This window comes from Streptomyces sp. NPDC091271 (genome assembly GCF_044757505.1).
Classification (GTDB): Bacteria; Actinomycetota; Actinomycetes; order Streptomycetales; family Streptomycetaceae; genus Streptomyces.
On sequence record NZ_JBIVVD010000001.1, the window covers coordinates 354,600 to 380,911 of the forward strand.

The following is a 26,312-nucleotide window of genomic DNA, read 5'->3' on the forward strand; positions in this document are numbered from 1 at the left end:
CACACCATGGGACTCGAAGAGAAGCTGCCGAGCGGCTTTGTTCTGACCACTGTCGAGCAGGCCGCCGGCTGGGTACGGAAGTCGTCCGTCTTCCCCGCCACCTTCGGCCTCGCCTGCTGCGCCATCGAGATGATGACGACCGGCGCCGGGCGGTACGACCTGGCCCGTTTCGGGATGGAGGTCTTCCGCGGATCGCCGCGGCAGGCGGACCTGATGATCGTCGCCGGGCGGGTGAGCCAGAAGATGGCGCCCGTCCTGCGGCAGGTCTACGACCAGATGCCGAGCCCCAAGTGGGTCATCTCCATGGGGGTTTGCGCGTCATCTGGCGGAATGTTCAATAATTACGCCATTGTTCAGGGTGTTGATCATATTGTCCCGGTCGACATCTATCTCCCGGGATGCCCGCCGCGTCCCGAGATGCTGATCGACGCCATCCTCAAGCTCCACCAGAAGATCCAGGGCTCCAAGCTCGGGGTCAACGCGGAGGAGGCCGCCCGCGAGGCGGAGGAGGCGGCCCTCAAGGCACTCCCCCTGATCGAGATGAAGGGGCTGCTGCGATGAGCGAGGAACCCAACAGCAACAGTGGCCAGGTGCCCGTCCCGCGTGACGACTCCGGTGAGGTCATCGGCGTACGCAAGGGCATGTTCGGCGCCAACAACGGCGGTGACACCTCCGGCTATGGCGGACTCGTCCGCACGGTGACCCTCCCGGGGGCCACCTCCCGCCCGTACGGCGGCTGGTTCGACGAGGTGGCGGACGAGCTGGAAGGGGCCCTGGAGGAACAGGACCTGCTCCCGGACAACGCCATCGAGAAGACGGTCGTCGACCGGGGCGAACTCACCTTCTTCATCGCCCGCGAGCACCTGGTCCAGGTCGCCCGCACCCTGCGCGACGACCCGGCCCTGCGCTTCGAGCTCTGTACGGGCGTCAACGGTGTCCACTACCTGGGGGACAAGGGACGCGAGCTGCACGCGGTCTACCACCTGCGCTCGCTCACCCACGGGCGGCTGATCCGCCTGGAGGTGTCGGCCCCCGACAGCGATCCGCACATCCCGTCCCTCGTCGAGGTCTACCCGGCCAACGACTGGCACGAGCGCGAGACCTACGACTTCTTCGGGCTGATCTTCGACGGGCACCCCGCCCTGACCCGGATCATGATGCCGGACGACTGGCAGGGCTTCCCGCAGCGCAAGGACTACCCCCTCGGCGGCATCGCCGTCGAGTACAAGGGCGCCCAGATCCCGGCTCCGGACCAGCGGAGGTCGTACAGCTGATGACCACTCCCCGTGCAACACCGCGCTCCACGACCGAGGGGACTGTATATACAGTCACCGGCGGCGACTGGGACGAGGTCGTCGAATCCGCCGCCAAGTCGGACGACGAACGCATCATCGTCAACATGGGCCCCCAGCACCCGTCCACCCACGGCGTGCTGCGGCTCATCCTGGAGATCGACGGCGAGACCGTCACCGAGGCCCGCTGCGGCATCGGCTACCTCCACACCGGCATCGAGAAGAACCTCGAATTCCGGAACTGGACGCAGGGCACCACCTTCGTCACCCGCATGGACTATCTGACCCCGTTCTTCAACGAGGCGGCGTACTGCCTCGGGGTCGAGAAGCTCCTCGGCATCGAGGACCAGATCCCGGACCGGGCCACCGTCCTGCGCGTGCTCCTGATGGAGCTCAACCGGATCTCCTCGCACCTGGTGTGCATCGCCACCGGCGGCATGGAGCTCGGCGCCACGACGATCATGATCTACGGCTTCCGCGATCGTGAACTCGTTCTCGATCTCTTCGAGCTGATCACCGGCCTGCGCATGAACCACGCGTTCATCCGCCCCGGCGGCCTCGCCCAGGACCTGCCCATGGGTGCGATCGACCGGCTCCGCGAGTTCATCAAGACCATGAAGAAGAACCTGCCGGAGTACGACAAGCTCGCGACCGGCAACCCCATCTTCAAGGCCCGTATGCAGGACGTCGGGTATCTCGACCTGACCGGCTGCATGGCGCTCGGCGCCACCGGCCCGATCCTCAGGTCCGCCGGGCTCCCGCACGACCTGCGCAAGACCGATCCGTACTGCGGCTACGAGACGTACGACTTCGACGTGCCCACCGCCGACACGTGCGACGCCTACGGCCGCTTCCTCATCCGGCTGGAGGAGATGCGCCAGTCGCTGAGGATCGTCGAGCAGTGCCTGGAACGGCTGGAGCCCGGACCGGTCATGGTCGCCGACAAGAAGATCGCCTGGCCCGCGCAGCTCGCGCTGGGACCCGACGGGCTCGGCAACTCGCTGGACCACATCAAGAAGATCATGGGCACCTCCATGGAGGCCCTGATCCACCACTTCAAGCTGGTGACCGAGGGCTTCAGGGTCCCGGCCGGGCAGACGTACACCGCCATAGAGTCCCCCAAGGGCGAACTGGGCGTGCACGTCGTCTCGGACGGCGGCACGCGCCCCTTCCGGGTCCACTTCCGTGACCCGTCCTTCACCAATCTGCAGGCCATGGCGGCGATGTGCGAGGGCGGCCAGGTCGCCGACGTCATCGTCGCCGTCGCGTCCATCGACCCCGTGATGGGAGGCGTCGACCGGTGACCGCGTCCAACCAAGAAGTCAGCCTGGGGATGCCGCAGCTCCCCGCCCCCGCCTACCCGGCCGAGGTGCTCACCCGGCTCGAAGCGGACGCGAAGGAGGTGATCGCCCGCTACCCCGGCAGCCGCTCCGCCCTGCTGCCGCTGCTGCACCTGGTGCAGTCCGAGGAGGGATACGTATCCCGTACGGGCATGGCCTTCTGCGCCGACCAGCTCGGCCTCACCACCGCCGAGGTCACCGCGGTCGCCACCTTCTACACGATGTACCGCCGCCGGCCGAGCGGTGAGTACCAGGTCGGCGTCTGCACCAACACCCTGTGCGCGGTCATGGGCGGCGACGCCATCTTCGACCGGCTCAAGGACCACCTGGGCGTCGGCAACGACGAGACGACCGAGGACGGCAAGGTCACCCTCGAACACATCGAGTGCAACGCGGCCTGCGACTTCGCGCCCGTCGTGATGGTCAACTGGGAGTTCTTCGACAACCAGACGCCGGAGAGCGCGACGCGACTCGTCGACGACCTGATCGCCGGCCGCACCGTCGAGCCCACCCGGGGCGCCCCCCTCTGCACGTACAAGGAGACCGCCCGGATCCTGGCCGGCTTCCCCGACGAACGCCCCGGCGCCGTCGAGGCGAGCGGCGGAGCGGGCGCCGCCTCCCTGGTCGGTCTGAAGCTGGCCAAGGGCGAGGGCGGTCCGCACGCGCGCGTGGTCGGACAGCGGGGCGAGGCACCCGGGGACGCACAACCGCAGAAGGGCGCCGAGCACCTCAGCTCGCACGACGCACCGCAGCAGACCTCGGCCTCCGACCCGGAGCACCCGGCCGGGCCCGCCGCCGAGGAGGGGGAGTGATGACCTTGGCAGCCGAGATCGACAAGAACGGGACCAGCCCGGAGAAGCTCCTGGCCCCCGTCCTCTCCTCCTTCTGGGACGAGCCGGAGTCCTGGACGCTGGACACCTACCGCCGCCACGACGGATACGAAGGGCTGCGCAAGGCCCTGGCCATGGAGCCCGACGACCTCATCGCGTACGTCAAGGACTCCGGTCTGCGCGGACGCGGGGGCGCGGGCTTCCCCACCGGGATGAAGTGGCAGTTCATCCCGCAGGGCGACGGCAAGCCGCACTACCTCGTCGTCAACGCCGACGAGTCGGAGCCCGGGACCTGCAAGGACATCCCGCTCCTCTTCGCGAACCCGCACAGCCTCATCGAGGGCATCGTGATCGCCTGTTACGCGATCCGCTCCTCGCACGCCTTCATCTATCTGCGCGGCGAGGTCGTGCCCGTACTGCGGCGGCTGCACGAGGCCGTGCGCGAGGCGTACGAGGCGGGCTACCTCGGGACGAACGTCCTGGGTTCCGGGCTCGACCTGGAACTCACGGTGCACGCGGGCGCCGGGGCGTACATCTGCGGCGAGGAAACCGCGCTGCTCGACTCGCTCGAAGGACGGCGCGGCCAGCCCCGGCTGCGGCCCCCCTTCCCCGCGGTCGCCGGTCTGTACGCCTGCCCCACCGTCGTGAACAACGTCGAGTCCATCGCCTCGGTTCCCGCGATCCTGAACAAGGGCAAGGACTGGTTCAAGTCGATGGGCAGCGAGAAGTCCCCGGGCTTCACGCTCTACTCGCTCAGCGGGCACGTCACCAGCCCCGGCCAGTACGAGGCCCCGCTCGGCATCACCCTGCGCCAGCTGCTCGACATGAGCGGCGGCATCCGGGCCGGGCACCGCCTGAAGTTCTGGACCCCCGGCGGCTCCTCGACCCCGATGTTCACCGACGAACACCTCGACGTCCCCCTGGACTACGAGGGCGTCGGCGCCGCCGGATCCATGCTCGGCACCAAGGCGCTGCAGTGCTTCGACGAGACCACCTGCGTGGTGCGCGCCGTCACCCGCTGGACCGAGTTCTACGCCCATGAGTCCTGCGGCAAGTGCACACCGTGCCGCGAGGGGACGTACTGGCTGGTCCAGCTGCTCCGCGACATCGAGGCCGGCAAGGGACAGATGTCCGACCTCGACAAGCTCAACGACATCGCCGACAACATCAACGGCAAGTCGTTCTGCGCACTCGGCGACGGCGCCGCCTCGCCGATCTTCTCCTCGCTGAAGTACTTCCGCGAGGAGTACGAGCAGCACATCACCGGCAAGGGCTGCCCCTTCGACCCGGCCAGGTCGACCCTCTGGGCCGACGACAAGGACGACAAGAACGCTCACCGGGGGGTGAACGCATGACAGTCACCACGAGTGCGCCCTCCGGGGGCGGCGAAGCGGCCGTTCCGCCCGAGGACCTCGTCACGCTCACGATCGACGGCATCGAGATCAGCGTCCCCAAGGGAACCCTGGTCATCCGCGCCGCCGAGCTCCTCGGCATCGAGATCCCGCGCTTCTGCGACCATCCGCTCCTCGACCCGGCCGGCGCCTGCCGGCAGTGCATCGTCGAGGTCGAGGGCCAGCGCAAGCCGATGGCCTCCTGCACCATCACGTGCACCGACGGCATGGTCGTGAAGTCGCAGATCACCTCGCCCGTCGCGGAGAAGGCCCAGAAGGGGGTGATGGAGCTCCTGCTCATCAACCACCCGCTGGACTGCCCGGTCTGCGACAAGGGCGGCGAGTGCCCCCTGCAGAACCAGGCGATGTCGCACGGCGGCGCCGACTCCCGCTTCGACGGGAAGAAGCGCACCTTCGAGAAGCCCGTCCCCATCTCCACCCAGGTGCTGCTGGACCGCGAGCGGTGCGTGCTCTGCGCGCGCTGCACCCGGTTCTCCAACCAGGTGGCGGGTGACCCGATGATCGAGCTGATCGAGCGCGGCGCGCTCCAGCAGGTCGGTACGGGCGAGGGCGACCCCTTCGAGTCGTACTTCTCCGGTAACACCATCCAGATCTGCCCGGTCGGGGCGCTGACCTCGGCGGCGTACCGCTTCCGCTCCCGGCCCTTCGACCTGGTGTCGACGCCCTCGGTGTGCGAGCACTGCGCCGGCGGCTGCGCCACCAGGACCGACCACCGGCGCGGCAAGGTCATGCGGCGGCTCGCCGCCAACGACCCCGAGGTCAACGAGGAGTGGCTCTGCGACAAGGGCCGCTTCGGCTTCCGCTACGCCCAGCAGCGCGACCGGCTCACCACTCCGCTCGTACGCAGCGCGGAGGGTGTGCTGGAGCCGGCGAGCTGGCCGGAGGCGCTGGAAGCCGCGGCGGCCGGACTCTCGGGTGCGCGCGGCAGGACAGGGGTCCTCACCGGAGGGCGGCTGACGGTCGAGGACGCCTACGCGTACAGCAAGTTCGCCCGGGTCGCCCTCGACACCAACGACATCGACTTCCGGGCCCGTGTCCACAGCGGTGAGGAAGCCGACTTCCTCGCCGCGCGGGTGGCCGGGCGCGGCCGCGACCTGGACGGCAGCGGGGTCACCTACACCGCGCTGGAGAAGGCGCCGGCCGTCCTGCTGGCCGGCTTCGAGTCCGAGGAGGAGGCGCCCGGCGTCTTCCTGCGGCTTCGCAAGGCCTTCCGCAAGCACGGGCAGCGGACGTTCGCGCTCGCCTCGCACACCAGCCGGGGCCTGGAGAAGGCGGGCGGCACCCTGCTCGCCGCGGCTCCCGGCACCGAGACCGAATGGCTGGACGCCCTCGCGGGCGGAGTCGGCCTGGAGGCCGAAGGCGCCGCGGCGGCCGAGGCGTTGCGCGGCGAAGGCGCCGTGATCGTGGTGGGCGAGCGGCTCGCCGCGGTGCCCGGCGGACTGACCGCCGCCCTGCGCACCGCCACGGCGACCGGCGCCGCACTGGTGTGGATCCCGCGCCGGGCCGGCGAACGCGGCGCACTGGAGGCGGGCGCGCTCCCGTCCCTGCTGCCGGGCGGCCGTCCCGCGACGGACCCCAGGGCCAGGGAGGAGGTGGCGTCCGTCTGGGGCGTCGCCGAACTCCCCGCCCGCTTCGGCCGCGACACCGGCCAGATCGTGGAGGCCGCGGCCATCGGCGAGCTGGGCGCGCTGCTGGTCGCGGGGGTCGACCCCGAGGACCTGCCCGACCCGGCCCGCGCCATCGAGGCGCTGGACGAGGTCGGCTTCCTCGTGTCGCTGGAGCTGAGGCCCGGGGCGGTGACCGAGCGCGCCGACGTGGTGCTCCCGGTCGCGGCCGTCGCGGAAAAGCCCGGCACCTTCCTCAACTGGGAGGGCAGGGCGCGGATGTTCGAGGCGGCGTTGAAGCCCGAGCAGCTGCCGAGGACGCTCTGCCCGACCGACGCGCGGGTGCTGCACATGCTGGCCGACGCCCTCGACGTACACCTCGGACTGCCCGACCTGAGGGCGGCCCGCCGCGAACTCGACCGCCTCGGCGGCCGGGAGGGCGGCTGGGCCGACGACCCGCGGGCGACGTCCCTCCCGGTGCCCCGGCCCGGAGACGGCGAGGCGGTCCTCGCGGGCCACCGGATGCTGCTCGACCGGGGCCGGCTCCAGGAGGGCGACGAGGCACTGGCCGGTACCCGGCACGCGGCCGTCGCCCGGCTCTCCCCGGCCACCGCAGCCGAGTCCGGGGTGAAGGACGGCGATCTGCTCGCCGTCACCGGCCCCGCGGGCACCACCGAACTCCCGCTGGCGGTCACCGAGATGCCGGACCGGGTGGTGTGGGTGCCGCTCAACTCCGTCGGCCGGGGCGTCCCCGCCGACACCGGCGCCCGGCCGGGCGGACTCGTCCGGATCGGTCCGGCCGCCCCGGGCTCCCACGTCGTGACTACGGAGGTAGGAGAGTGACCGGCCTCGCCCAACTCGCCGCGGCACCGCAGGGCACCGTCCTCGCAGCCGAGGACCTCTCGATGTTCGGCACGGACCCCTGGTGGCTCGTCGTCGTCAAAGCGGTGTTCTGCTTCGCGTTCCTGATGGTGACCGTGCTGTTCTCCATCGTGTGGGAGCGCAAGGTCGTCGCCTGGATGCAGCTGCGCATCGGCCCCAACCGGCACGGCCCCTGGGGCATGCTCCAGTCGCTCGCCGACGGCATCAAGCTGATGCTGAAGGAAGACGTCGTCGTCAAGCGGGCCGACAAGTTCGTCTACATCCTGGCGCCGATCGTCGCCGCCGCACCGGCGTTCATGGCGATCGCCGTGATCCCGTTCGGCCCGTCCGGCAACGAGGTCTCGATCTTCGGCCACCGTACGACGATGCAGCTGACCGACCTGCCGATCGCGATGCTGTACATCCTCGCGGTCGCCTCCGTCGGCATCTACGGCATCGTGCTGGCGGGCTGGTCCTCCGGATCGACGTACCCGCTGCTCGGCGGTCTGCGCTCATGCGCACAGATGATCAGCTACGAGATCGCGATGGGCGCCGCGTTCGCCTCGGTGTTCCTCTACTCGGGCTCGATGTCCACGTCGGAGATCGTGGCGGCGCAGGAGGACCGCTGGTTCATCCTCCTGCTGCCGGTCTCGTTCATCATCTACATCGTCACGATGGTCGGTGAGACCAACCGCGCCCCGTTCGACATGCCGGAGTCCGAGGGCGACCTGGTCGGCGGCTTCAACACCGAGTACTCATCGATCAAGTTCGCGATGTTCATGCTCGCCGAGTACGTCAACATGGTCACCGTCTCCGCGGTCTCCGTGACCCTCTTCCTGGGCGGCTGGCGGGCCCCGTACCCGGTCAGCACCTTCTGGGAGGGCGCGAACCACGGCTGGTGGCCGATGCTCTGGTTCGTCATCAAGGTGCAGCTGCTCCTCTTCTTCTTCATCTGGCTGCGCGGCACGCTGCCACGCGTCCGCTACGACCAGCTGATGAAGCTCGGCTGGAAGGTCCTGATCCCGGTCTCCGTGGTCTGGCTGATGCTGGTCGCCACGGTCAGGGCGCTGAACAACGAGGGCTACGACTACTCGAGGATCCTGCTGTACGTCGCCGGAGCCGTGATCGCGGTCCTGCTGATCTCCTTCGTCGCCGACATGTTCCGCGACCGGAAGGCGAAGGCCGCCGAGGAGGCGGCCGGACCGGAGCCGGCGTTCGACCCGATGGCGGGCGGATATCCCGTGCCGCCGCTGCCCGGGCAGTCCCTGCCGCCGGTGCCGCGCCGCACGCCCCGACGCGAGCGGGAGCTCGTTGTCAGTGGCGGGCCGGATACTCGGAGTGACGACCAGGTGGGTGCCGGAAGTTCGAGTGACGGAAGGGAGGCTGACGGTGTCTGAGTCATCAGAACCCTCAGGGGAGAAGTTCCAGAATCCTGTGGCCGGCTTCGGCGTGACCTTCAAGGCCATGTTCAAGAAGCGGCTCACGGAGCAGTACCCGGAAACGCAGAAGGTGACAGCACCGCGCTTCCACGGCCGGCACCAGCTCAACCGCCACCCGGACGGGCTGGAGAAGTGCGTCGGCTGCGAGCTCTGCGCCTGGGCGTGTCCGGCGGACGCGATCTACGTCGAGGGCGCGGACAACACGGACGAGGAGCGCTACTCCCCGGGCGAGCGCTACGGCCGCGTCTACCAGATCAACTACGCACGCTGCATCCTGTGCGGGCTCTGCATCGAGGCGTGCCCCACGCGGGCACTGACCATGACCAACGACTTCGAGCTCGCCAACACCACCCGCGAGAGCCTCATCTACACCAAGGACGAGCTGCTCGCGGGGCTCGAGGACGGCATGGTCGACAGCCCGCACGCGATCTTCCCCGGCATGGACGAACAGGACTACTACCGCGGTCTGGTGACCGAGGCCGCAACCGGCACGGAGCGCCAGGTCGCCGTCTCCAAGGGAGAAGCGGACAAGGAGGTGGACGCATGACCTCCACCCTGGCCGCAGCGGCCACCGCCACCTCGACCGGCGAGGCCGTCCAGTTCTGGATCCTCGGCACCGTCGCCGTCATCGGGGCACTCTCCACCGTCCTGATGAAGAAGGCGGTGCACAGCGCGCTCTCGCTCGCCGGCACCATGATCGTGCTGGCGGTCTTCTACCTCGCCAACGGCGCCTACTTCCTGGGCATCGTCCAGGTCGTCGTCTACACCGGCGCGATCATGATGCTGTTCCTCTTCGTGGTCATGCTCGTCGGCGTCACGGCGGCGGACTCGCTGAAGGAGACGCTCAAGGGGCAGCGCTGGCTGGCCGCCGCCTGCGGACTCGGCTTCGGCATCCTGCTGATCGCCGGCATCGGGCAGGCGTCCCTCACGTCCTTCAACGGTCTGGGAGCGGCGAACGCCCGGCACGGCGGCAACGTCGAGGGCCTCGCCAACCTCATCTTCACCAAGTACGTCTTCGCGTTCGAGATCACCGGCGCCCTGCTGATCACGGCGACCGTCGGAGCGATGCTGCTCACGCACCGCGAGCGCACCGAACGCGCGAAGACGCAGCGCGAGCTCTCCCAGGAGCGGATGCGCGGCAGCCACCTCCCGCCGCTGCCCGCCCCCGGTGTCTACGCCCGGCACAACGCCGTGGACATCGCGGGACTGCTGCCGGACGGCACCCCGTCCGAGCTCACCGTCATGCAGACGCTGCGGCAGCGCGGCCAGATCCGCGATGTGTCCAGCGAGTCGCTCGCCGACCTCAAGGCGCTGGAACAGCGCTCCGGGGAGCGGCTCGGCCGTGACCGCGGACCAGTCCGTGACCAGGCGGAAGAAGAGGAGGAGGTCGCCAAGTGAATCCCGTCAACTACCTCTACCTCGCGGCCCTTTTGTTCACGATCGGCGCCTCCGGCGTGCTGATCAGGCGGAACGCGATCGTGGTGTTCATGTGCGTCGAGCTGATGCTCAACGCCTGCAACCTCACGCTCGTCGCGTTCTCCCGGATGCACGGCAACCTCGACGGCCAGATCATCGCCTTCTTCACGATGGTCGTCGCCGCCGCGGAGGTCGTCATCGGGCTCGCGATCATCGTGTCGCTGTTCCGCTCCCGCCACTCGGCCTCGGTCGACGACGCCAGCCTGATGAAGCTGTAAGGGGTCGGAATCGTGGAAAACCTGATTGCGCTGCTGGTCGCGGCGCCCCTGCTCGGAGCGGCGGTCCTGCTCTGCGGCGGCCGTCGGCTCGACCGGGCCGGACACTGGATCGGCACGGTGTTCGCCGCCGCGTCGTTCGTCATCGGTGTCGTGCTCTTCACCGACATGCTCGGCAAGGGCGCCGAGGACCGCGCCCTGCACCAGAAGCTGTTCAGCTGGATCCCCGTCGAGGGGTTCCAGGCCGACGTGGCCTTCCAGCTCGACCAGCTGTCGATGACGTTCGTCCTGCTGATCACGGGTGTGGGCACGCTGATCCACATCTACTCCATCGGCTACATGGAGCACGACGAGCGCCGCCGCCGCTTCTTCGGCTATCTGAATCTCTTCCTCGCGGCGATGCTCATCCTGGTCATCGCCGACAACTACCTCCTGCTGTACGTCGGGTGGGAGGGCGTCGGTCTGGCGTCGTACCTGCTCATCGGCTTCTGGCAGCACAAGCCCAGCGCGGCCACCGCCGCCAAGAAGGCCTTCCTGGTCAACCGGGTCGGCGACATGGGCCTGTCCATCGCGATCATGCTGATGTTCACCACCTTCGGTACGTTCGCCTTCGGGCCCGTGCTCGAGGCGACCGGCGACACGAGCGAGGGCAAGCTCACCGCGATCGGCCTGATGCTGCTCCTCGCCGCCTGCGGCAAGTCGGCCCAGGTGCCGCTGCAGTCCTGGCTCGGTGACGCGATGGAGGGCCCGACCCCGGTCTCGGCCCTCATCCACGCCGCCACCATGGTCACCGCCGGCGTCTACCTCATCGTCCGCTCCGGAGCGATCTTCAACGCGGCACCGGACGCTCAGCTGGTCGTCGTGGTCGTCGGTGCCGTCACGCTCCTCTTCGGTGCGATCGTCGGTTGCGCGAAGGACGACATCAAGAAGGCCCTCGCCGGGTCGACGATGTCGCAGATCGGCTACATGATCCTCGCCGCGGGCCTCGGCCCCATCGGCTACGTCTTCGCGATCATGCACCTGGTGACGCACGGCTTCTTCAAGGCCGGGCTCTTCCTCGGCGCCGGTTCGGTCATGCACGGCATGAACGACGAGGTGGACATGCGGAAGTACGGCGGCCTGCGGAAGTACATGCCGGTCACCTTCGTCACCTTCGGCCTCGGCTATCTCGCGATCATCGGCTTCCCCGGTCTGTCCGGGTTCTTCTCCAAGGACATGATCATCGAGGCGGCCTTCGCCAAGGGCGGCACCGAGGGCTGGATCCTCGGCTCCGTCACCCTGCTGGGCGCCGCGATCACCGCGTTCTACATGACGCGCGTGATGCTGCTGACGTTCTTCGGCGAGAAGCGCTGGGTGCCCGACGCCGAAGGTCACGAGCCGCACCCGCACGAGTCACCGAAGTCGATGACGATCCCGATGATCGTGCTGGCCTTCGGGTCGGTCTTCGCCGGAGGTTTCTTCTCCATCGGAGACCGCTTCATGCACTGGCTGGAGCCCGTCACCGGACACGAGCACGGACACGCCCCGGTCAGCGCGACCACCGTCACCGCCGCCACCATGGTGGTGCTCGTCATCGGTGTCGCGATCGCCTGGGTCATGTACGGGCGCAAGCCCGTGCCCGCCGTCGCCCCGCGCGGCTCCCTGCTCACCAGGGCGGCCCGCCGGGACCTCCTCCAGGACGACTTCAACCACGTGGTCCTGGTCCGCGGCGGCGAACACCTCACCCGCTCCCTGGTCTACGTCGACCACACCCTGGTCGACGGTGTCGTCAACGGCACGGCCGCCTCGATGGGCGGGCTGTCCGGCCGGCTGCGCAAGCTGCAGAACGGCTATGCCCGCTCCTACGCGGTCTCGATGTTCGGCGGTGCGGCGGTCCTCATCGCCGCGACCCTGCTGATGAGGGCGGTCTGATCCCATGTCCTTTCCCCTCCTGACAGCGACGGCGGCGCTCCCGGCGATCGGCGCGATCGCCACCGCCGCCGTCCCGGCCGCCCGGCGCACCGCGGCCAAGTGGCTCGCCCTGCTCGTCTCGTTGGCGACGCTCGTGCTCGCGGGCGTCGTGTTCGCCCGCTTCGAACCGGGCGGTGACCGCTATCAGCTCACCGAATCGCACGCCTGGATCAGGGACTTCGGCGTCCGGTACGAACTGGGCGTGGACGGCATCGGGGTGGCGCTCCTCGCGCTCACCGCGCTGCTGATCCCCTTCGTCATCCTCGCGGGCTGGCACGACGCCGACCCCCTGGAGACGCACTCCTCCCGGTGGCGCCCCACTCAGGGATTCTTCGCCCTGATCCTGATGGTCGAAGCGATGGTGATCCTGTCCTTCGTGGCCACCGACGTCTTCCTCTTCTACATCCTCTTCGAAGCCATGCTCATCCCGATGTACTTCCTCATCGGCGGCTTCGGGGACCGGGCGCACTCGGGCAGCGACGAGAACGCCGCGGCGCAACGCAGCTACGCCGCGGTGAAGTTCCTCCTCTACAACCTGGCCGGCGGGCTCATCATGCTGGCCGCCGTCATCGGGCTCTACGTCGTCGCGGGGAGCTTCTCGCTCTCCGAGATCGCCGAGGCCCGGGCCAACGGCTCGCTGGACATGGCCACCTCCACCGAGCGGTGGCTGTTCCTCGGGTTCTTCTTCGCCTTCGCGGTGAAGGCCCCGCTGTGGCCGCTGCACACCTGGCTGCCCAACGCCATGGGGGAGGCGACCACACCGGTGGCCGTCCTGATCACCGCGGTCGTCGACAAGGTCGGCACCTTCGCGATGCTCCGCTTCTGCCTCCAGCTGTTCCCGGAGGCCAGCAAGTGGGCGACGCCGGTGATCATCGTCCTGGCGCTGATCTCCATCGTCTACGGCGCCCTGCTCGCAGTCGGCCAGCGCGACATCAAGCGGCTCATCGCCTACGCGTCGATCTCGCACTTCGGCTTCATCGTGCTCGGCATCTTCGCGATGACCAGCCAGGGCCAGTCGGGCGCCACGCTCTACATGGTCAACCACGGGCTCTCGACGGCCGCGCTGATGCTGGTCGCCGGATTCCTGATCACCCGGCGGGGTTCCCGTCTCATCGCCGACTACGGCGGGGTGCAGAAGGTGGCGCCCGTCCTGGCGGGAACCTTCCTCATCGGTGGTCTGGCCACCCTCTCGCTGCCCGGCCTCGCCCCGTTCGTGAGCGAGTTCCTGGTCCTGGTCGGAGCGTTCAGCGCGTACCCGGTGGCGGGCATCATCGCCACCGTCGGCATCGTGCTCGCCGCGCTCTACGTCCTCGTCCTCTACCAGCGGACGATGACGGGACCGGTCAGGGAGGGGATCGGGGGCATGCCCGACCTCAAGGTCCGTGAGCTGGCGGTGGCCCTTCCGCTGATCGCCCTGCTGATCTTCCTGGGCGTCTTCCCGAAGCCGCTCACCGAGGTCGTCAACCCGGCGGTCCAGCACACCATGCACGACGTACAGAAGAAGGACCCCCAGCCCGAGGTGGAGGCCGCCAAGTGAGCGCAACAGCTGTCCACAGCCTGTGGACGACGGCGGGCGGGGTGACATCGGCTGCCCCGGGCGACAAGTTCACCGCCCCGACCATCGAGTACGCCCAACTGGCACCCGTCCTGATCGTGGTCGGTGCCGCAGTCATCGGGATCCTGGTGGAGGCGTTCGTCCCGCGACGGGCCCGCTACACCACCCAGGTGCTCCTGACGATCGTCGCGATCGCGGCCGCGTTCGCCGCGGTGGTGGGACTCGCCGCCGACGGGTACGCCACGAAGAACGCGCACATCGCCGCGATGGGCGCCGTCGCCGTCGACGGACCCGCCCTGTTCCTCCAGGGAACCATCCTTCTGGTCTCCATGGTCTCCGTCTTCACGTTCGCCGAGCGGCGCCTCGACCCGGCCGCACACGGCAACCGCGTGGACTCCTTCGCCGCCCAGGCCGGTTCGGTGCCCGGCAGCGAGGGCGAGAAGGCAGCGGTCAAGGCCGGATTCACCACCACCGAGGTCTTCCCGCTGGCCCTCTTCTCCGTGGCGGGCATGCTGGTCTTCCCGGCGGCCAACGACCTCCTGACGCTCTTCGTGGCGCTCGAGGTCTTCTCGCTCCCGCTCTACCTCCTCTGCGCCGTCGCCCGCCGCAAGCGGCTGATGTCGCAGGAGGCCGCCGTGAAGTACTTCCTGCTCGGCGCCTTCTCCTCGGCCTTCCTACTCTTCGGGATCGCCCTGCTCTACGGATACGCGGGCACCGTCTCGTACGCGGGCATCGCCAACGTCGTGGACGGCAGCGTCCAGCAGATCGACCCGGCGCTCGCCTCCACCATGGGCAACGACGCGCTGCTGCTGATCGGCGGCGCGATGATCCTCATGGGCCTGCTCTTCAAGGTCGGCGCGGTCCCGTTCCACATGTGGACCCCGGACGTCTACCAGGGAGCACCGACCCCGGTCACCGGCTTCATGGCGGCCGCCACGAAGGTCGCCGCGTTCGGCGCGCTGCTGCGCCTGCTGTACGTGGTGCTGCCCGGCCTCACCTGGGACCTGCGCCCCGTCATGTGGGGTGTCGCGATCGTCACGATGCTGGGCGGGGCGATCGTCGCGATCACCCAGACCGACATCAAGCGGCTCCTGGCCTACTCCTCGATCGCACACGCGGGCTTCATCCTCGCCGGTGTCATCGCGGCCAGCCCGGAAGGCGTCTCCTCGGTCCTCTTCTACCTCGGGGTGTACTCCTTCGTGACCGTCGGCGCCTTCGCCGTCGTCACCCTGGTGCGGGACGCGGGCGGCGAGGCGACCCATCTGTCGAAGTGGGCCGGTCTCGGCCGGCGCTCACCGCTGACCGCGGCGGTCTTCGCCGTGTTCCTGCTGTCCTTCGCCGGGATCCCGCTCACCTCGGGCTTCTCCGGCAAGTTCGCCGTGTTCAAGGCGGCGGCGGACGGCGGCGCGGGCGGCCTCGTCGTGATCGGTGTGATCTCGTCGGCCATCGCCGCGTTCTTCTACATCCGGGTCATCGTCCTGATGTTCTTCAGCGAGCCGAAGGCGGACGGCCCGACGGTCGCCGTCCCGTCCCCGCTGACAATGACCACGATCGCTGTCGGAGTCGCCGTGACCCTGGTCCTCGGCCTCGCCCCGCAGTACTTCCTCGACCTGGCGAGCCAGGCGGGAGTGTTCGTGCGGTAACCGGCCGAACGCGCTGCGACGCCGGACGGGCTTGGAAAGTCAAGCCCGTCCGGCGTTGTCGTAGGCGGCCCTTATGGTTGCCGGTGACGGGTGAAGACGGACGGACGGGCGCGACCATGAGTGTGACGACCGAGAGCGCTGCACAGCAGACGCTGCACCGGGTGTTCGGTTACGAGGCGTTCCGCGGCGAGCAGGGCGCGGTGATCGAGCATGTCGTCGAGGGCGGCGACGCGGTGGTGCTCATGCCCACCGGCGGCGGCAAGTCCCTCTGCTACCAGATCCCCGCCCTGGTCAGGCCCGGCACCGGTGTCGTGATCTCCCCGCTGATCGCGCTCATGCAGGACCAGGTGGACGCCCTGCGCGCGCTGGGGGTCCGCGCGGGCTTCATGAACTCCACGCAGGACTTCGACGAGCGCCGCTCGATGGAGGCCCAGTTCGTCGCCGGTGAGCTCGACGTGCTGTATCTGGCCCCCGAGCGGCTGCGTCTCGATTCGACGCTCGCGCTGCTGGCCCGCGGCGAGATCTCCGTCTTCGCCATCGACGAGGCACACTGCGTCGCCCAGTGGGGCCACGACTTCCGCCCCGACTACCTGGCCCTGTCCGTGCTGGGCGAGCGCTGGCCCGACGTACCCCGCATCGCGCTGACGGCCACGGCGACCGACGCCACGCACAAGGAGATCACCCAGCGGCTGGGCATGCCCGACGCCAGGCACTTCGTGGCCAGCTTCGACCGGCCCAACATCCAGTACCGCGTCGTGGGGAAGTCCGACCCGAAGAAGCAGCTGCTGACCTTCCTCAAGGAGGAGCACGCGGGGGACGCGGGCATCGTCTACTGCCTCTCGCGCAACTCGACGGAGAAGACCGCCGAATACCTCTGCCGCAACGGCATCGAGGCCGTGCCGTACCACGCGGGTCTCGACGCCGGGGCGCGCGCCACCCACCAGTCGCGCTTCCTGCGCGAGGAGGGTCTGGTCGTCGTCGCGACCATCGCGTTCGGCATGGGCATCGACAAGCCCGATGTGCGTTTCGTCGCCCACCTCGACCTGCCGAAGTCCGTCGAGGGGTATTACCAGGAGACGGGCCGCGCCGGCCGTGACGGGGCACCGTCCACGGCCTGGATGGCGTACGGCCTCCAGGACGTCGTCCAGCAGCGCAAGCTGATCCAGGGCGGCGAGGGCGACGAGGCCTTCCGGCGCCGGGCCGCCTCGCACCTCGACTCGATGCTGGCGCTCTGCGAGACCGTCCAGTGCCGCCGGGCCCAGCTCCTGACGTACTTCGGCCAGGAGCCCGGCGCCGAGAGCTGCGGCAACTGCGACACCTGCCTGACCCCGCCGGAGACCTGGGACGGCACCGTGGTCGCCCAGAAGCTGCTGTCCACCGTGGTCCGGCTGAAGCGGGAGCGGAACCAGAAGTTCGGGGCCGGCCAGATCATCGACATCCTGCTGGGCCGCAAGACCGCGAAGGTCATCCAGTTCGACCACGACCAGCTCTCGGTCTTCGGCATCGGCGAGGAGCTGGCCGAGGCGGAGTGGCGGGGCGTGGTGCGCCAGCTCCTCGCCCAGGGGCTGCTCGCAGTCGAGGGTGAGTACGGCACGCTGGTGCTGACCGAGGAGAGCGGTTCCGTGCTCGGCCGGGAGCGCGAGGTGCTGCTGCGCAAGGAGCCGAAGAAGCCCACGACGCGGTCCGGCGGCTCGGGCGAGCGCAAGGCCAAGTCGGCGGCGGCCGTGGCCGACCTGCCCGCCGAGGCCGTCCCGGTCTTCGAGGCGCTGCGCGCCTGGCGCGGCGCTCAGGCGAAGGAGCTGGGCCTCCCGGCGTACGTGATCTTCCACGACGCGACACTGAGGGAGATCGCGGCCCTGCGCCCCACGACCCTGGCGGAGCTGGGCGGGGTCAGCGGCCTTGGCGAGAAGAAGCTCGCGACGTACGGCGAGGGCGTGCTGGAGGTGCTGGCGGGGCTGGGGGACACGGCCCCCGCAGCCGCTCCGGAGCCGGACGCGGCTCCCTCACCGGTGCCGCCCGCTCGGACCCCGGTCCAGGACGCGGACCCGGAGTTCGGCTGGGACGAGGAGCCGCCGGAGTTCGAGTGAGCCGGGGCCGGGTCTACTCCGGCTTCGCCGCCCGGCGGCGCGAGACGATCGCGGTCAGATCCAGGTCCACGGTGAAGGGCGTCGAGACCTTCATCCGGTCGTGGAAGATTCCTGTGGACGTGTACGCGCCGGTCGCGGGCTCCAGCTCGAAGACGTAGACCACCGCCCGGCCGTCCTGGTTCTCCACCCGCCAGTAGTGCGGGATCCTCGCCCGCGCGTACTTCACCGGTTTGGTCTCCCGGTCACGGGTGACGGACTCGTCGGACACCACCTCGATCGCGAGCAGCACGCTGCTCGCGGGGAACCGCGTCTGCCGCAGGCTCTCGACCGCGTCCGCGCGCACGACGACGACATCGGGTTCCGGCCGGTTCTGGAAGTCGATGTCGATGGTGAACTCTCGGACGACCTCCAGCTCAGGCGGTGCCAGCGACTCCAGCTGCCATTCGAGAAAGCTGACCGCCCGTGTATGGAACAACGTCTGCGGACTCACGAAAACCAGGCTCCCGTCGATCAGCTCCGTGTGCGGAGGCAGATTCGGGAGTGTGTCCAGGTCATCGGCGGTCCAGCCGCCCACGGGCGGGACCGCCCACCGTGGCTCGGGGGCCTCGGGTTCGATGCTCATCAGTGCTCCCATACGAAGGAGACTCGCGGGTCTGTTCAGCGTATCCGGCGGGAAGCGATCATGGCCGCCCAAACGTGTGAGCGAGTCACGCGCCGTTGACCAGCGCACCTCTGGCCGCGTACGCGCGCACGTCCGCGTCCGGGTCGGTGAGCATCCCCCCCCAGGGCCTCCCGGGCCGCGTCGTGGGCTGTGTGGTGGAGCAGGGCCAGGACCGCCGCCTTCCTGACGTCGGCGTTCGGGTCTCCCAGCGCTCCCGCCAAGGCCGCCACAGCCGGAAGCGGCTCCGCCGAGGAGAGCGCCGTCGCCGCCCCCGCCCTGACCTGCCAGGCCGGATCGGAGAGGGCGCTGACCACAGTTCCCGCGTACGCGGGAGGGCACCCCGTCGCCGCGAGCGCCGCCAGGGCCGCCGCCCGCACCAGCGGGTCGGGATCGTCGAGCAGCGGGACCAACGGTTCCGGGCCGGGGGAGCGGGTGGCCGACAGGCCCTTCGCGACGGCCACCCGGACCTCCCGGGACGGGTCCGTCACGGCCCCGGCCAGCAGGTCCGTGGCGTCCACCGAGACCAGGGCGCTCACCGTGTGGACCCGTACGCCGATGTCGGGGTCGCCGAGCGTGCGCGCGTACAGCTCCGCGTCCCCCAGCCGCAGCGCCCGCAGGGTGTCCAGCGCGGTGGCGCGTACGACGGGGTCCTCCGAACCCAGCGCCACCACCAGCGGTTCGCGCAGGGCCCGTTCGGCCGGCAGCACCTCGACCAGCTCCCGCAGGGACGCGGGAAGGGCAGTACCCCGCCCGGGAAGCCGCCCGTACGCACCTGGTGGCGCAGCAGGTCGGCCAGCAGCCGGGCATGGTCCGCGCGCAGCCGGCGCCGGCGGGCGGCGGCGACGGGTCTCCACCCGGCACGCGGTACGGGCGCTCACCCCGGTCTGGGAGGAGGCGGTCCTGACCATGGGCGGCGGCCGGTGGCGGATCCTCGGCTCCGTCGTCCTGCCCCGCTCACGGGTGCGTTCGGCTGGCATGCGCTGGACCATACCGACGGGGTCCGCGCGATGGTGTTGCCACAGTGTTGCGCCACCTGCGGACGCCGGGCGTACCGCCGTGACCAGGTGTTCTCCGCCGGGCCGGCGAAGATCTGCCACCAGGACGACCACCCTTCGGACACCAGGGGGACGTCAGTCGCCGCCGCCGTCCCCGCCGCCGTCCCCGCCACCGGACGCTGCGGCCTTGTCCTGGCGCACATTGCGGTGCACGGCATGCGCGGGCCACTCCTCGCGTGCCAGGGACCGCACGGCCGCGCGCGTGCGGCGGTCGCCCTGCTTCACCACGGACGGCAGCTCCACCGCCGCCGCCAGCGCCGCGAGCAGGCGGTTCCCGCGGTCGGCGAAGCCCGACGCACGGGACTCCTCGAAGCGCTGCCGCACCTGCTCCGCCGGGGAGGCGGGACCCGCCGGGTGGCGATGGAACGGGATCAGGCCGAGGAAGCGGCGGGACTCCCGGCGCAGGACGCCGCGCTCCACCAGGGCGTCCAGATACATCCCTTCGGCCCGCCGGCCCGACTGCCGCACCCACCGCCGGGCCGAGATCCCCGAGCCGAACCGGCTCTTCCCCGGAGGCGGAAGGCTCCGCAGGAACACCGCGAGCAGCGGATCCGGCGGGTCCAGCGGATTCACGACGACGACCCGGCCGCGCTCCTCGGCGATCCGCCCCTGGAGCTCCAGCTCCGCCAGGACCGCCCCGGCGACGCCGTACTCGAGGAACCGGCCCCGGCAGTACGGCTTGCCGCGTACGGGATCCAGGGCGAGCAGCAGCAGGGCCTCGGGAAGAGTGGGCGCGGTGCCGGTCACGGTGCGGCCGTGATCCGTCCGGTGACCTCGCCGAGGCCGACCCGCGTGCCGTGCGGTCCGGGCGCCCAGGCGGTCAGGGTGACGGTGTCGCCGTCCTCCAGGAACGTCCGCTTGCCGTCGGCCAGGTCCAGCGGATCGCGGCCGTTCCAGGTGAGTTCGAGCAGGGAGCCGCGCTGCTCCGGCTCCGCACCGCTGACGGTGCCGGAGCCGTACAGGTCGCCCGTGCGCAGCGACGCGCCGTTCACCGTCATCTGCGCCAGTTGCTGGGCCGCCGTCCAGTACATGGAGGCGAACGGCGGCTCGGAGACGGTCTGTCCGTTGATCTCCACCGAGATCCGGATGTCGAAGCCGCCCGGCTCCTCGTCGTCCGCGTCCTCCAGATAGGGGAGCAGCTCGGCGTCCCGCGTGGGCGGTGCCGTGCGGGCCGAGTCCAGGGCCTCCAGGGGGGTCACCCATGCCGACACGGAGGTGGCGAAGGACTTGCCGAGGAACGGGCCCAGCGGCACGTACTCCCAGGCCTGGATGTCCCGTGCCGACCAGTCGTTGAGCAGGGAGAGCCCGAAGACGTGCTCCCGGAAGTCACCGAGCGCCACGGGGGAGCCCTGCTCCGAGGGGACACCGACGACGAAGCCGACCTCGGCCTCGATGTCCAGCTTCACCGAGGGGCCGAAGACGGGGGCGGGGTCGGCCGGCGCCTTGCGCTGCCCGGAGGGGCGGACCACGTCCGTACCGGAGACGACGACCGTGCCGGCCCGCCCGTGGTAACCGATCGGCAGATGCTTCCAGTTGGGGGTGAGGGCCGCACCGTCGGGACGGAAGATCCGCCCCACGTTGGTGGCGTGGTGCTCGCTGGCGTAGAAGTCGACGTAGTCCGCGACCTCGTACGGCAGGTGCAGGGTCACGGAGTCCAACGGATACAGCAGCGGTTCCAGATCAGGGCGGTGGGACGGGACCGTCACCCATGCCGTCAGCGCCCGCCGCACGTCCCGCCACGCGGTGCGGCCCGCCGCCAGCAGCGGCATCAGGCTCGGCTGCGCCAGCAGCCGGGCGTACGGCGAGCCCAGTGCGTGTGCCGCCGCCCCGGCGTCCAGCACGTGTTTCCCCACACGGACTCCGACCCTTCGGTCCTCGGGGTGTCCAGGGGTGGAGAACACGCCGTACGGAAGGTTGTGCGGACCGAAGGGATCGCCCTCGGCCAGGTCGAGCGGGCTGCTCTGCTCGGGCATCTGTCGCTGCCCCTTTCCAGTCGCTTGAGGGATACGGTACGTGGCCGCCGCCGGCGGGCGGCAGCGCCTCAAGTAGGCGTAATGCCCGGAAAGTTACGCGATAACCCTGGTCAGCCCGCCGTGCGGGGGATCCGCTTCTCCCAGGTCCGGTGGAAGACGATCTCGGCGCCGTCCCTGCACACGACCTCGTTGGACGTGATGAAGTCGTCCGCGTCCGCGCTCGTCTCCGAACGCGTCTCGATCCGCACGTCCCAGGCCATCTCGGGCCGGTGCAGCCGGATCGTCCAGTCCGAACGGGCCCGCGCCGACAGCGGGTCGTCCTCCTGGATCGTGTACGTCTCCAGGGCGTCCTCGGTGAACTCCAGCCCGTCGGGGTAGACACGCGTGCCGCCGTAACGCGGATCGACCTCCAGGCGCCACTCGCCCTTCGCGACGTCCCGGACCACCAGACGCTCCGGGCGCTGCTCGTCGAGCGTGACCGGGTACACGACGCCGAGCGGCTCCGACTGCTCCGGTTCGCCGAAGGTGATGCCCGGGTCCTCGGTGTGCCGGCGCACCGGGAGCTCGACGAGGCTGCCCTCCGCCTCGAGAGTGAAGCCCGCAGAACCGGCCTGGGGCCAGATCCACGGCCAGTACGAGGAGGAGAGGGCGACCCTGATCCGGTGGCCGGGCGGGAAGGTGTGCCCGATGCCGTTCAGCTCGAAGGTCACGTACTCGGTCTCCCCGACGGGCCAGTCCTCCGCACGGTCGCGCCCGTGACGGGTGGCCAGGTTGAGGGCCCCCCGGGTCACCAAGGTGGAGGCCCCGTCCGGGGCCACGTCGCAGAGCCGGGCGATCACCTGGCCGCGCGGCACGTCCATCCGGACCAGGAGTGTCACCCGCGGACGGCCGAGGATCTCGATCGGGGCGTCCTCGACCGGGAACTCGAAGCACACCGATTTGGCGTCCTCGTCCCGCTGGTCGGGCGGCAGGTCGGCGTCGTTGCCGAACGGGAAGAAGCGCCCGGCGTCCAGCCCGGTCTGCTGCGGTGAGCGGACGGTCTGCGGTCCGCCCTCCAGGGCGTACGTCACCGGGGCGACGTTCTCGGACGGCCAGCTCGCGTCGCCGACCCAGCGGCCGGGCAGCGTCTCGTACACCGTGGCAGGCGGGTGCGAGCCGCTGATCCAGGACCTCAGGAGGGGCTCGTTCATCACCCCGGTGTCCTCGTCCTTGAGGTGCTGGTCCCACCAGCGCAGGGTCTCCTGGAGGAAGCCGATCGCGGGTCCCGGGGGGAGACCCCGGTCCGGGTACTGGTGCGACCAGGGGCCGATCAGCCCGCGCACCTGCCCGGGGTCCAGGTGCTCGACGAGCCTCAGGACGGTGTCCCGGTACGGGTCGTGCCAGCCGCCCACCGCGAGGACCTTCGCCTTGACGGCGCCGTAGTCCTCGCAGACGCTGCCGTGCTTCCAGTAGTCGTCGCGGGTCTGGTGCGCCAGCCACGTGTGGATGAACGGCTCCACCTTTTCGAGCCGCCGCAGCCACATGTCCCGCCAGTCGTCGCCGACGTCCGCCGGGTCCGGGGGCCGGGAGACGAAGGCCAGCATGGTGGAGGCCCAGGCGTGCATGTCCACACCGAGGACGGAGCCGCCCATGTAGTGGACGTCGTTGTCGTAGCGGTCGTCGGCCGAGCACACGGTGACCACCGCCTTCAGGGGCTCCGGTGCGAGCGCGGCGATCTGGAGCGAGTTGAAGCCGCCCCAGGAGATGCCGAACATGCCGACCTTCCCGGAGCACCACTCCTGCTGCGCCAGCCAGTGCACGACGGCGACCCCGTCGGCGAGCTCCTGCGCGTCGTACTCGTCGCCCGGCATGCCCTCGCTGTTGCCGTGCCCGCGGACGTCGACCCGTACGGAGGCGTAGCCGTGGCCCGCGTACCAGGGGTGGCGCTGCCAGTCGCGCGGCGCCGTCCAGTCGCTGAGCCGGTAGGGCAGGTACTCCAGCAGCGCGGGCACCGGTTCGTCGGTGACCGGCCGCCAGATCCGGGCGTACAGCTCGGTGCCGTCCGCCAGAGGGATGTAGAGGTCCTCGTGGGTGGTCTCGTACGGGAAATCGGTGCGGATCTGCATGGCGGTACCTCAGTGGACGGGGTGCATGGTGCGCTTGAGCCAGGGAGCGGCGGCGATGACGGCCACACCGGCCGCCACCGCGATAGCGCCATTGACACCGAAGTAGGCGGGGTTGGAGACCTCGCCGTAGAGCTTCACGATCTGTGCCTGGATGCCGTTGGCTAGGGCCAGCGAGAGGAACCACAGCGCCATCGTCTGGCTGGCGAACGCCTTGGGGGCGAGCTTGGTGGTGGCGGACATGCCGGAGGTCTCCAGCAGGATGTCGCCGAGGCCGAGCAGCAGATAGGAGCCGACGATCCACCAGGCGGCCATCCGGTACGTGTCGTCGGCGTGACCCGAGGTGGGGATGACCATCAGGAGGAAGGACAGACCGCCGAGGATCACCCCGATCGCGATCTTGTTCGAGGCGTGGGGCTGGCGCGGTCCCATCCGGGCCCAGACGGCGGCCACGACGGGCGCCAGCGCGACCTCGAAGGCGCCCAGCGCGGAGGCGTACCAGCTCGCCGGGAAGTGGAAGCCGAAGATCTCCGTACGGGCGTTCGTCGAGGCGAGCAGCATCATCGTCGAGTACGCCTGGAAGAGGATGAAGTTGAAGACGACGGAGGCCAGGAACAGCACGACGTACGGCCGGAGCCTGCCGCGCTCCTCCGGGGTGACCCGGGGGCTCCTGAACATCACGGCGAAGTACACGACGGGCGCGATCACCGAGACGAGGGTGAGCACGTCGACGAACCGGTCCATCGTGAGCCAGCCGGCCAGCACCAGGGCCGTCGCCACCAGGGCGGCCACCACGACACCGGCCACGATCGTCAGCACGGCCCGGCGCATCGGGCCGGGCGCGAGGGCGTACTCCGCCGTGTGCTTTCGCCCGGCCAGGTGACGCCGGCCCGCGACGTACTGGATCAGGCCGAGCGTCATGCCGACCGCGGCGGCCGAGAACCCCCAGTGCCAGCCCGCGTGCTCGCCGAGCCATCCGGTGACCAGCGGTCCGGCGAAGGCACCGATGTTGATGCCCATGTAGTACAGCGCGAAGCCGGCGTCGCGGCGCTGGTCCTCCGTGCGGTAGAGCTTGCCGACCATCGAGGCGACATTGGGCTTGAGCAGGCCCGTTCCCGCGCTGATCAGGCCGAGGCCCACCCAGGTCATCGTGGCGGTCGGCACGGCCATCGCGTAGTGGCCGCAGGCGATGAGGATGCCGCCGTAGAGGACGGCGCGGTACGAACCGAGGATCCGGTCGGCCAGCCAGCCGCCCGCGACGGAGACGAGGTAGACGAGGGTGCCGTAGGCGGCGGACACGGACGCGGCGGTGCCCGGGTCCATGCCCATGCCGCCGGCGGAGACCGTGTCGGCGAAGAAGAGGACCAGGATGGCCTGCATCCCGAGGAACGAGAAACGCTCCCAGACCTCCAGCCCGGACAGGGTCATCAGGCCCCGTGGCTGGCCGAAGAAGGCGTGATCGTCTCCGGGCGGTGGCTGGGCCGGTTCGGTACCGGTCGGGGCGTGGGACAAAGCGACAACTCCTGATCGTATGAGCTGATGCCGAACATACCGGCGGTGGCGGGAAGGCGCCCACGGTGATCCAAAGGGGACCGGATACGCTGAGTTGAGTGAGGACAACGACACATCGACATTCCGTGTGATCGTCAGCAGACAGGAGATCCCCTCGTGACCGTCGTCGGGCCGTTCGGACTGAGCGTGCGGGACCAGGCTCTTGAGGCCGATGTCCAGGCCGGTTTGGCCGCTGTCGAGGCGGGGCTGCTGGATGCCACCAAAAGTGAGGTCCCGTTCATCACGGAGGCCGCGCAGCACCTCGTCAGCGCGGGGGGCAAGCGCTTCCGGCCGCTGCTGGTGATGCTCGCGGCCCAGTTCGGTGACCCCGACGCTCCGGGCGTCGTCCCCTCCGCCGTGGTCGTCGAACTGACGCACCTGGCGACGCTGTACCACGACGACGTGATGGACGAGGCGGACGTCCGCCGCGGGGTGGACAGCGCGAACACCCGCTGGGGCAACTCCGTCGCCGTCCTGACGGGGGACTTCCTCTTCGCCCGCGCCTCGCACATCCTGGCCGACCTCGGGCCTGAGGCCGTCCGCATCCAGGCGGAGGCGTTCGAACGCCTGGTCACCGGCCAGATCCTGGAGACCGCGGGCCCGCGCGACGGACGCGACCCCGTCGACCACTACATGGACGTGCTGGGCGGCAAGACCGGCTCCCTGGTCGCCGTGTCCGGCCGGTTCGGCGCCCTGATGGCCGGCGCCGACGAGTCGGTCGTCGACATCCTCACCCAGTACGGCGAACGCCTCGGCATCGCCTTCCAGCTCGCCGACGACGTCCTGGACATCGCCTCCGACTCCCACGAGTCGGGCAAGACGCCCGGCACCGACCTGCGTGAGGGCATCCCCACACTGCCGGTCCTCCACCTGCGCGCGAGGGCGGCGGCCGAGGGCCGTCCGGAGGACAAGGAGCTCGTCGAGCTGCTGGACGGCGACCTCGCCGACGACGCCCGGCTCGCGGAGGCGCTGCGCAGGCTGCGTGCCCACCCGGCGCTGGAGCAGGCCCGGCGCGACACCGTCCGGTACGCCCAGGAGGCACGGGCGACGCTGGCGCCGCTGCCCGAGTGCTACGCGAAGGCCGCACTCGAAGAGCTGTGCGACGCCGTGGTGCACCGGGCAGGCTGAGCCGAGGACCCCTAAGGGTGCCCGCACCCCCGCTGCTCCGGGGTCATCCCGGAGAGGTACGCACAGTTGCTCCCGAGGGCTGACGCTTGTCCTCGCCCGATTTGGTCAGATGGATAACAACCACTCCTGACCACATCG

At 70.0% G+C, this 26,312-nt stretch carries 21 protein-coding genes and 1 pseudogene; 16 read left to right on the forward strand and 6 right to left on the reverse strand.

The features are described from left to right. The first annotated feature begins 6 nt into the window (after window positions 1-6). The 14 genes from ACIQM3_RS01775 to recQ all read left to right on the forward strand — a co-directional run bounded on the left by ACIQM3_RS01775 (window position 7) and on the right by recQ (window position 17,704). On the forward strand, window positions 7-561 hold the full coding sequence (locus tag ACIQM3_RS01775) for an NADH-quinone oxidoreductase subunit B family protein (RefSeq protein ID WP_014154689.1): 555 nt from the start codon (window positions 7-9) through the stop codon (window positions 559-561). Next, the gene (locus ACIQM3_RS01780) at window positions 558-1,274 is read left to right on the forward strand and encodes an NADH-quinone oxidoreductase subunit C (RefSeq protein ID WP_401617452.1); all 717 of its coding nucleotides are present in this window, start codon (window positions 558-560) and stop codon (window positions 1,272-1,274) included. Before ACIQM3_RS01775 ends, ACIQM3_RS01780 begins: the two co-directional genes overlap by 4 nt. Further along, window positions 1,274-2,596 carry an NADH-quinone oxidoreductase subunit D gene (locus tag ACIQM3_RS01785; RefSeq protein WP_401617455.1) on the forward strand — a complete coding sequence of 441 codons (1,323 nt, stop codon included), beginning with the start codon at window positions 1,274-1,276 and terminating at the stop codon, window positions 2,594-2,596. Before ACIQM3_RS01780 ends, ACIQM3_RS01785 begins: the two co-directional genes overlap by 1 nt. Before the next feature lie 29 nt (window positions 2,597-2,625). Further along, window positions 2,626-3,444: an NADH-quinone oxidoreductase subunit NuoE gene (gene nuoE, locus ACIQM3_RS01790; protein ID WP_401619930.1), complete on the forward strand. Its 819-nt coding sequence runs from the start codon at window positions 2,626-2,628 to the stop codon at window positions 3,442-3,444. After that, window positions 3,441-4,817 (forward strand): NADH-quinone oxidoreductase subunit NuoF, encoded by a 1,377-nt coding sequence (gene nuoF, locus ACIQM3_RS01795; RefSeq protein ID WP_401617458.1) that lies wholly within the window; start codon window positions 3,441-3,443, stop codon window positions 4,815-4,817. The genes nuoE and nuoF overlap by 4 nt, the downstream gene beginning before the upstream one ends. After that, window positions 4,814-7,321, forward strand: a complete 2,508-nt coding sequence (locus tag ACIQM3_RS01800) for an NADH-quinone oxidoreductase subunit G (protein ID WP_401617460.1) — start codon at window positions 4,814-4,816, stop codon at window positions 7,319-7,321. Before nuoF ends, ACIQM3_RS01800 begins: the two co-directional genes overlap by 4 nt. Beyond that, entirely contained in the window at window positions 7,318-8,736 is a 1,419-nt protein-coding gene (gene nuoH / locus ACIQM3_RS01805; RefSeq protein WP_401617463.1) for an NADH-quinone oxidoreductase subunit NuoH, read from the forward strand. The genes ACIQM3_RS01800 and nuoH overlap by 4 nt, the downstream gene beginning before the upstream one ends. Further along, window positions 8,729-9,325, forward strand: a complete 597-nt coding sequence (nuoI, locus tag ACIQM3_RS01810; protein ID WP_401617466.1) for an NADH-quinone oxidoreductase subunit NuoI — start codon at window positions 8,729-8,731, stop codon at window positions 9,323-9,325. The genes nuoH and nuoI overlap by 8 nt, the downstream gene beginning before the upstream one ends. After that, window positions 9,322-10,176, forward strand: a complete 855-nt coding sequence (locus tag ACIQM3_RS01815; protein WP_401617469.1) for an NADH-quinone oxidoreductase subunit J — start codon at window positions 9,322-9,324, stop codon at window positions 10,174-10,176. The genes nuoI and ACIQM3_RS01815 overlap by 4 nt, the downstream gene beginning before the upstream one ends. Next, window positions 10,173-10,472: an NADH-quinone oxidoreductase subunit NuoK gene (gene nuoK / locus ACIQM3_RS01820; protein ID WP_014154680.1), complete on the forward strand. Its 300-nt coding sequence runs from the start codon at window positions 10,173-10,175 to the stop codon at window positions 10,470-10,472. The genes ACIQM3_RS01815 and nuoK overlap by 4 nt, the downstream gene beginning before the upstream one ends. A gap of 12 nt (window positions 10,473-10,484) precedes the next feature. Next, window positions 10,485-12,380 carry an NADH-quinone oxidoreductase subunit L gene (gene nuoL / locus ACIQM3_RS01825; protein ID WP_401617472.1) on the forward strand — a complete coding sequence of 632 codons (1,896 nt, stop codon included), beginning with the start codon at window positions 10,485-10,487 and terminating at the stop codon, window positions 12,378-12,380. Window positions 12,381-12,384: 4 nt separating this feature from the next. Next, complete coding sequence (locus tag ACIQM3_RS01830) at window positions 12,385-13,956, forward strand: NADH-quinone oxidoreductase subunit M (protein ID WP_401617475.1); 1,572 nt, start codon at window positions 12,385-12,387, stop codon at window positions 13,954-13,956. Then, on the forward strand, window positions 13,953-15,617 hold the full coding sequence (gene nuoN, locus ACIQM3_RS01835) for an NADH-quinone oxidoreductase subunit NuoN (RefSeq protein WP_401617478.1): 1,665 nt from the start codon (window positions 13,953-13,955) through the stop codon (window positions 15,615-15,617). Before ACIQM3_RS01830 ends, nuoN begins: the two co-directional genes overlap by 4 nt. A gap of 116 nt (window positions 15,618-15,733) precedes the next feature. After that, window positions 15,734-17,704 carry a DNA helicase RecQ gene (gene recQ / locus ACIQM3_RS01840; RefSeq protein ID WP_401617481.1) on the forward strand — a complete coding sequence of 657 codons (1,971 nt, stop codon included), beginning with the start codon at window positions 15,734-15,736 and terminating at the stop codon, window positions 17,702-17,704. A 13-nt stretch (window positions 17,705-17,717) separates the two neighbouring features. On the opposite strand, the gene ACIQM3_RS01845 is transcribed toward recQ, so the two are convergent. Both ACIQM3_RS01845 and ACIQM3_RS01850 read right to left on the reverse strand, forming a co-directional pair. Next, entirely contained in the window at window positions 17,718-18,326 is a 609-nt protein-coding gene (locus ACIQM3_RS01845) for a Uma2 family endonuclease (RefSeq protein ID WP_401617483.1), read from the reverse strand. Between the two features lie 35 nt (window positions 18,327-18,361). Next, the gene (locus ACIQM3_RS01850) at window positions 18,362-19,243 is read right to left on the reverse strand and encodes a HEAT repeat domain-containing protein (RefSeq protein ID WP_401619933.1); all 882 of its coding nucleotides are present in this window, start codon (window positions 19,241-19,243) and stop codon (window positions 18,362-18,364) included. On the opposite strand from ACIQM3_RS01850, the pseudogene ACIQM3_RS01855 reads away from it, so the two are divergent. Then, window positions 19,212-19,316 (forward strand): annotated as a pseudogene (locus ACIQM3_RS01855) (ABC transporter permease); the annotation flags it as partial. The gene ACIQM3_RS01850 and the pseudogene ACIQM3_RS01855 sit on opposite strands and share 32 nt — an antisense overlap. A gap of 179 nt (window positions 19,317-19,495) precedes the next feature. On the opposite strand, the gene ACIQM3_RS01860 reads toward ACIQM3_RS01855, so the two are convergent. The 4 genes from ACIQM3_RS01860 to ACIQM3_RS01875 form a co-directional block, all read right to left on the reverse strand. Beyond that, a complete protein-coding gene (locus ACIQM3_RS01860; protein WP_401617486.1) occupies window positions 19,496-20,167 on the reverse strand; it encodes a GPP34 family phosphoprotein in 672 nt (223 codons plus the stop codon). After that, window positions 20,164-21,393: a fumarylacetoacetase gene (fahA, locus tag ACIQM3_RS01865; protein ID WP_401617489.1), complete on the reverse strand. Its 1,230-nt coding sequence runs from the start codon at window positions 21,391-21,393 to the stop codon at window positions 20,164-20,166. The genes ACIQM3_RS01860 and fahA overlap by 4 nt, the downstream gene beginning before the upstream one ends. A gap of 110 nt (window positions 21,394-21,503) precedes the next feature. Continuing rightward, a complete protein-coding gene (locus ACIQM3_RS01870) occupies window positions 21,504-23,498 on the reverse strand; it encodes a CocE/NonD family hydrolase (RefSeq protein WP_401617491.1) in 1,995 nt (664 codons plus the stop codon). 9 nt (window positions 23,499-23,507) lie between these two features. Next, the gene (locus ACIQM3_RS01875) at window positions 23,508-25,007 is read right to left on the reverse strand and encodes a peptide MFS transporter (protein ID WP_401617494.1); all 1,500 of its coding nucleotides are present in this window, start codon (window positions 25,005-25,007) and stop codon (window positions 23,508-23,510) included. Between the two features lie 156 nt (window positions 25,008-25,163). Between ACIQM3_RS01875 and ACIQM3_RS01880 the strand changes: the two genes are divergently transcribed. Next, on the forward strand, window positions 25,164-26,174 hold the full coding sequence (locus ACIQM3_RS01880) for a polyprenyl synthetase family protein (protein WP_401617497.1): 1,011 nt from the start codon (window positions 25,164-25,166) through the stop codon (window positions 26,172-26,174). Window positions 26,175-26,312 lie beyond the last annotated feature (138 nt).